The organism is Variovorax sp. 20P10.2.4, from assembly GCF_058244205.1.
The window spans coordinates 1-6,336 of record NZ_JBZAYE010000432.1 but is presented as its reverse complement, the minus strand read 5'-3'; the positions used below and the strand labels follow the sequence as shown (position 1 = coordinate 6,336).

Genomic DNA, 6,336 nt, shown 5'->3' with positions numbered 1-6,336 from the left:
GCGAACCCCGCCGTTCCACCCGGCGCCCCCTTGCGCGGCGCGGAGGTCCCCCGATGAGCACCCCGATTCCCCTGCAGCAGGCGCATGGCGCGAGCGTGCTGCGCCAGTTCTATGCGCTCACCAAGCCGCGCGTGGTGCAGCTGATCGTCTTCTGCGCGCTGATCGGCATGGTGCTGGCCGTGCCCGGCGCGCCCTCGTGGCTCGACGTGCAGCGCGCCGTGCTGGCCTGCATCGGCATCTGGCTGGTGGCGGGCGCGGCGGCCGCCTTCAACTGCCTGGTCGAGAAGGGCATCGACGCCAAGATGAAGCGCACCGCCTGGCGCCCGACCGCGCGCGGCGAGCTCAGCGACCGCCAGGCGCTGCTGTTCTCGGCCGCGCTGTGCATCGCCGGCTCGGTGCTGCTGTGGTTCACCGTCAATCCGCTCACCATGTGGCTGACCTTCGCCACCTTCGTCGGCTATGCGGTGATCTACACCGTGATCCTGAAGCCGCTGACGCCGCAGAACATCGTGATCGGCGGCGCCTCGGGCGCGATGCCGCCGGTGCTGGGCTGGGCCGCGATGACCGGCGAAGTGGGACCGGAGGCGCTGATCCTGTTCCTCATCATCTTCCTGTGGACTCCGCCGCACTTCTGGGCGCTCGCGCTCTATCGTGTCGAGGACTACCGCAAGGCCGGCCTGCCGATGCTGCCGGTCACGCATGGCAACGAGTTCACGCGGCTGCAGGTGCTGCTCTACACCTTCATCTTGTTCGCGGGCTGCCTGATGCCCTTCATCTACGGCATGAGCGGCTGGCTCTACCTCGCGGTGGCGGTGGTCGTGAGCGTGGGCTTCACCGGCTACGCCTTCGCGCTGTGGCGCAACTACTCCGACACCCTGGCGCGCAAGACCTTCCGGTTCTCGCTGATCCACCTGAGCGTGCTGTTCGCGGCCTTGCTCGTCGACCATTACCTCCGCTGACCCATGAACAAGCGCAATGCCCTGAAGTTGATCGCCGCCGGCGCGGGCTGGACGGCCGTGTCCGCCACCGTGGGGCTGGGCCTCGCGGGCTGCAACGAGACCAAGCAGAGCTTCAATGCGGTCGACATCACGGGCGCCGACTACGCGCGCGACTTCTCGCTCAAGGATGCCGACGGCAAGCTGCGCACCATGGCCGACTTCAAGGGCAAGGTGGTCGTGCTGTTCTTCGGCTACGCGCAGTGCCCCGACGTCTGCCCGACCACCATGACCGAGATGGCGCAGGTCAAGCAGCAGCTCGGGGCCGACGGCGACAAGCTGCAGGTGGTGTTCGTCACGGTCGACCCGGCACGCGATACGCCCGAGGTGATGAAGGCCTACATGGGCGCCTTCGACCCCAGCTTCGTCGCGCTGATCCCGACGACCGACGAACTGGCCGCCACGACCAAGGACTTCAAGGTCTACTACAAGAAGGTCGACGGCAAGACGCCCACCAGCTACTCGATGGACCACTCGGCCGCGAGCTTCGTCTACGACCCGCAGGGCCGGCTGCGGCTGTACGCGCGCTACGGCGCCGGCATGCCGCCGATGGTGGCCGACATCAAGACCCTGCTGGCGGCCTGAGTCGATGGCGCCCGGCACGGAGGTCGCGAGCCTCGCCGCAGCGATCGAAGCGGTCGAGCACCTCAAGGCGCGCAAGGGCGCGTTCCGCATCGCGCTGATCCCGCCCGAGGTGCTGCGCGCGCTCAACGACGGGCTGATCGAGACCGTCAACCTCAACGAATTCCTCGCGCTCGAACTGCCGCAGCTGGCGCGCAGCGTGGCGGGCCACATCGGCCTCGACGCGGCGAGCGAGCGGCTGGTCGACACGCTGGCGATGCTGAGTGCCTTCAAGCCGATGCAGCGGCACGGCCACATCGCGCGGGCGCTGTACGACCTCGCCGCGCTGCACGACGAACGCGATGCGGTCGCGCACCGGCTCGCCACGCATGCCAGCGACGTCGCGCGCTGCTGGGCGGCGCAGTGGGTCACGCTGTCGCAATTGCCGCTGGCCGGGCAGCTCGAGGCGGTGCGGCGCTTCGCGGCCGATCCGCATTTCGGCGTGCGCGAGATCGCCTGGATGGCGGTGCGCGACGCGGTCGTCGGCTCGCTCGACGAGGCGCTCGCGCTGCTGCAGCCGTGGGTGCGCGACGACGATCCGAACATCCGCCGCTTCGCGAGCGAACTCACGCGCCCGCGCGGCGTGTGGTGCGCGCAGATCGAGGCGCTGAAGGCCGAGCCCTGGCGCGCGTTGCCGCTGCTCGAACCCTTGCGCGCCGACGGCAGCCGCTACGTGCAGAACTCGGTCGCCAACTGGCTCAACGACGCGAGCAAGACGCAGGCGGAGTGGGTCGATGGCGTGTGCGCGCGCTGGGTGAAGGAGTCGAACACCCCCGAGACGCGCTACATCGCCAAGCGCGCGCTGCGCACGCTCGCCAAGACCTCGGGTTGAACGAAGCGCGCCCATGAAAAAGCCCGGCGCGGGGCCGGGCTCGTTCGAAGGGGCGAAAGAAGCCGATCAGGCGTAATCGGCCAGCGCCTTCTTCATCTTCTTCATCGCGGCCACCTCGATCTGGCGGATGCGCTCGGCGCTCACGCCATAGACCGCGGCGAGGTCGTGCAGGGTCATGCCGCCCGAACCGTCGTCGTTGACCTTGAGCCAGCGCTCTTCCACGATGCGGCGGCTGCGCGCGTCGAGGGCCTCGAGCGCGGTCGCGATGCCGTCGCTCGACAGGCGGTCGCGCTGCTGCGATTCGAGCAGCGCGGTCGGTTCCTGCGTCGCGTCGGCCAGGTAGGCGATCGGGCCGAAGGCTTCCTCGCCGTCGTCGTTCGGGCTCGGGTCGAGCAGCACGTCGCCGCCCGAGAGCCGGGTTTCCATCTCGAGCACTTCCTCGGGCTTCACGTTCAGGCGCGCGGCCATCTGCGTCACCTCGTCGGCGCTCAGCGTTTCGCGGTGCGTGCCGGTGTCGGCCGCGGCCGAGTCGGCCTTGAAGCCCTGCTTCATCGAGCGCAGGTTGAAGAACAGCTTGCGCTGGGCCTTGGTCGTCGCGACCTTGACCATGCGCCAGTTCTTCAGGATGTACTCATGGATCTCGGCCTTGATCCAGTGCATGGCGTAGCTCACCAGCCGCACGCCCTGATCGGGGTCGAAACGCTTCACGGCCTTCATCAGGCCGACGTTGCCTTCCTGGATCAGGTCGCCGTGCGGCAACCCGTAGCCCAGGTACTGGCGGGAGATGGACACCACGAGGCGCAGGTGCGAAAGGATCAGCGCACCGGCCGCTTCGAGGTCGTTGTGGTCGCGCAAACGGCGGGCGAAGCCCTGCTCTTCCTCGAGGGTGAGCAGCGGCAGGCGGTTGGCGGCCGAAATGTAAGCATCCAGGTTACCCAGCGGGGGCACCATCGACCAGGGGTTGGCGACGGCGAGCTGGTTGGCAGAGGCTCCAGACAGGGATGTCATCAGGGGAAACTCCTTCGTATTGGCCATATTAGCACTCGGTTAGAGGGAGTGCTAAGGCAAGGGTTCCCCTAAAGTCTCTATCGGGCCGATAGGCAAGGGCTGTCGGCCGGCGGCCCCGAAAGACCGCGGTCTTGTCCGACTTGCAGCCGACAAAGCCCCGTAAGCGGGTACTTACCAGCGGATACCCAGCTTGAGCAGCAGCTTGGACACCACGAACAGCGGCCCGACCCAGAGGTATTGGATGTCTTCGAAGAACGAAGGTTTCCGTCCCTCGATCTTGTGGCCGACGAACTGGAAGATCCAGGCCACCACGAAGATGGCGGCGGAAATCGGCAACACAAGGCTGCCCATGGCATGGACCAGCGCCAGCAGGATGGCGGTCTGGATGCCCATCGCGAGCAGGAAGACCGGCGAGCGCAGCGTCAGGTAGTAGACGAAGCTGGCCAGCAGGAAGGCGTAGGCGGCCCAGGGGTGGATCGCGAAGATCAGCCCGACCAGGCTGACCATGATCGCGGGGATCGCGACGAAGTGGATCCGCTCGTTGGTCGGGTGCCGGTGGCTCTGTTCGTAGTGGGCCAGCAGGCGGTCGACCTTGCGGTCGCTGGCGGCCTCGGGCGCGTGGGCGGTGGCGGTGTGCGGCATGGCATGTCTCCGTGGCTCGTGCGCGCCGTTCGTTGCGGCCCGCGATGGAATCCGCCGATGGTGCCCCGCGCCGGCTTCGCTGGCAAGTGCTATATAAACAATAGCATTACACCAAGCGGCCATCGCGGGGATCGCCATGACTTCCGGCACTGTCGCGCCCTGGGTGCACCGCTAAGATGCGGCGCGTGGCTCCGCTCGATCCCTCTTCCTCCTCCACTCCCCCCTCCTCGGCGGCGCAGGCCGGCATCGCGCCGCGCGGCCGCACCGCGATCCTGGTGGTCGACGACCACGACCTGCTGCGGCTAGGCGTCTGTGCGCTGGTCCAGGCCCAGGCGACTTCCTCGGGCGCCGCGATCGAGGTCTACGAGGCCGGCAACGTCGCCGACGCGCTCAAGCTCTACGAGGCGCACCAGGACGCCATCGGCCTGGTGCTGCTCGACCTCGCGCTGCCCGACACCCATGGCCTGAGCGGCCTGGCCGAGTTCCGCCTGCGCTATCCCGAGGCCCGCATCGTGGTGCTTTCGGGCACCGGCAACAGCACGCTGGCGCAGGGCGTGCTGGCGCTGGGCGCGAGCGCTTTCCTGCCCAAGTCGGCCGACCTCAAGGAAGTGGTGAGCTTCATCCGCGCCTGCGGCCTGCTCGACCCCGATGCCGCCCAGTCGCCGCCGCCGGCCGTGCCGAAGGCGCTCACCGGCTATGCCGAGTTCGCCCACGCCAGCGCCTGGCAGGAACTCACGCCGCGCCAGATGCAGGTGCTGCAGTGGGTGCTCGAGGGCAAGGCGAACAAGGAGATCGCCCAGCTCGCCAACCTGAGCGAAGGCACGGTGAAGAACCACGTGTCGACCATCCTGCTGCTGTTCGGCATGCGCTCGCGGGCCCAGTTGATCAGCACCCTGCATTGAACGGCGCGCGGTGCTGAACGACCCGGCCGCCGACGTCGTTCTCGGCCAGCGCGTGCTGCGCGAACACGTCGCCTCGGTCTACGACACCTACAGCGCCTCGACGCTGACCCACCTGTGCTTCGTGGCGGTGTTCGGCGCCATCCTCTACGCGCAGCTGCACGACCCGCGGCTGCTGTTCTGGATGGCCGGCATGGTGCTGGCCGACATCTATGTCTTCTTCACGCCGCGCTGGTACCCGGCGCGGCCGGCCGTCGAGAGCCCGTACTGGGCGCGCAAGATCTCGCGCTTGGTCACGCTGGTCAGCATGGTCACGGCCGTCGTGCCCTGGCTGGTCGTGCCGGCCGGCAACCTGCCGATGACCTCGCTGCTGATGGCGGTCATCGTCGGCAGCTGCGCGCGTGCCTCGCAGTCGCTGTGGCCGCTGAAGCCGGCGCTGTTCGGCTACACGCTGCCGATGTCGCTGGGCATGATCACCGCGCTGGCCTGGCAGGGCGATGGGCTGCACCTGTTCCTGGCCGCGGCCGGCGCGGCCTACCTGATGCTGACCCTGCACGCGGGCATCCGCCAGCACCGGCTCCTGACCGATTCGCTGATGCTGCGCTTCGAGAACGAGGCGCTGGCCGCGCGCCTGGGCGAGCAGATCGCGGCCACCGAGCGCGCCAGCCTCGAGAAGACCCGCTTCCTCGGCACCGCCAGCCACGACCTGCGCCAGCCGCTGCATGCCATCGCGCTGTTCGGCGCGGCGCTCGAGAACGAACTGCGCAACCGCCCCGAAGGCCGCAATGCCGAACGGCTGATGCGCGCCGTGAACGCGCTCGGCGCCTCGCTCGACACCATGCTCGACGTCTCGCGGCTCGATGCCGGCGTGGTCGTGCCCGAGGTGCAGGCGGTGCAGCTCGATGCGCTGTTCCTGCCGCTCAACCACACCTTCTCGGCGCGCGCCGAGCAGAAGTCGCTGCAGTTGCGCGTGCGCGCCAGCGGCCTGTGGGTGCGCAGCGATCCGCAACTGCTGCACCGCATGCTGTCGAACCTGATGGACAACGCGCTCAAGTACACCGCCAGCGGCGGCGTGACGGTGATCGCACGCGACCGCGGCGAGACGGTCTGGATCGAGGTGCGCGACACCGGCATCGGCATCGCGCCCGAGCAGTCGGGCCGGATCTTCGAGGAGTTCTACCAGGTCGACAACCCGGGCCGCGATCGCTCGCACGGGCTGGGCATCGGGCTGTCGATCGTGCAGCGTCTCTCGCGCCTGCTCGGCCATCCGGTGCAGATGCATTCGCGCCTGGGCCGCGGCACGCATTTCCGGCTGGTGGTGCAGGCCGCGAACGCGCAG

At 68.5% G+C, this 6,336-nt stretch carries 7 protein-coding genes; 5 read left to right on the top strand and 2 right to left on the bottom strand.

Features of this window, described 5'->3' with window-relative positions:
• Positions 1-53 precede the first annotated feature (53 nt).
• The 3 genes from cyoE to AC27VN_RS29355 are packed head-to-tail and all read left to right on the top strand — an operon-like array spanning position 54 to position 2,448.
• The gene (gene cyoE, locus AC27VN_RS29365; RefSeq protein ID WP_208512970.1) at positions 54-959 is read left to right on the top strand and encodes a heme o synthase; all 906 of its coding nucleotides are present in this window, start codon (positions 54-56) and stop codon (positions 957-959) included.
• Positions 960-962: 3 nt separating this feature from the next.
• A complete protein-coding gene (locus AC27VN_RS29360; protein ID WP_490878825.1) occupies positions 963-1,580 on the top strand; it encodes an SCO family protein in 618 nt (205 codons plus the stop codon).
• Positions 1,581-1,584: 4 nt separating this feature from the next.
• Positions 1,585-2,448 (top strand): DNA alkylation repair protein, encoded by an 864-nt coding sequence (locus AC27VN_RS29355; protein ID WP_490878824.1) that lies wholly within the window; start codon positions 1,585-1,587, stop codon positions 2,446-2,448.
• Between the two features lie 66 nt (positions 2,449-2,514).
• On the opposite strand, the gene rpoH is transcribed toward AC27VN_RS29355, so the two are convergent.
• Together rpoH and AC27VN_RS29345 are read right to left on the bottom strand one after the other, a co-directional pair.
• Positions 2,515-3,456: an RNA polymerase sigma factor RpoH gene (gene rpoH, locus AC27VN_RS29350; protein WP_057597535.1), complete on the bottom strand. Its 942-nt coding sequence runs from the start codon at positions 3,454-3,456 to the stop codon at positions 2,515-2,517.
• A gap of 171 nt (positions 3,457-3,627) precedes the next feature.
• On the bottom strand, positions 3,628-4,098 hold the full coding sequence (locus AC27VN_RS29345) for an Mpo1 family 2-hydroxy fatty acid dioxygenase (RefSeq protein WP_490878823.1): 471 nt from the start codon (positions 4,096-4,098) through the stop codon (positions 3,628-3,630).
• 176 nt (positions 4,099-4,274) lie between these two features.
• Here AC27VN_RS29345 and AC27VN_RS29340 point away from each other — a divergent pair, with 176 nt between their 5' ends.
• The gene (locus tag AC27VN_RS29340; protein WP_057597537.1) at positions 4,275-5,000 is read left to right on the top strand and encodes a response regulator transcription factor; all 726 of its coding nucleotides are present in this window, start codon (positions 4,275-4,277) and stop codon (positions 4,998-5,000) included.
• Positions 5,001-5,010: 10 nt separating this feature from the next.
• On the top strand, positions 5,011-6,336 hold a 1,326-nt coding region (locus tag AC27VN_RS29335; RefSeq protein WP_490878822.1), incomplete at its 3' end, for a sensor histidine kinase.

Excerpts from the sequence above, each read along its gene's own strand:
- AC27VN_RS29360 (WP_490878825.1), top strand. The coding sequence starts at position 963 with ATGAACAAGCGCAATGCCCTGAAGTTGATCGCCGCCGGCGCGGGCTGG.
- cyoE (WP_208512970.1), top strand. The coding sequence starts at position 54 with ATGAGCACCCCGATTCCCCTGCAGCAGGCGCATGGCGCGAGCGTGCTG.
- AC27VN_RS29345 (WP_490878823.1), bottom strand. The coding sequence starts at position 4,098 with ATGCCGCACACCGCCACCGCCCACGCGCCCGAGGCCGCCAGCGACCGC.
- AC27VN_RS29355 (WP_490878824.1), top strand. The coding sequence starts at position 1,585 with ATGGCGCCCGGCACGGAGGTCGCGAGCCTCGCCGCAGCGATCGAAGCG.
- rpoH (WP_057597535.1), bottom strand. The coding sequence starts at position 3,456 with ATGACATCCCTGTCTGGAGCCTCTGCCAACCAGCTCGCCGTCGCCAAC.
- AC27VN_RS29340 (WP_057597537.1), top strand. The coding sequence starts at position 4,275 with ATGCGGCGCGTGGCTCCGCTCGATCCCTCTTCCTCCTCCACTCCCCCC.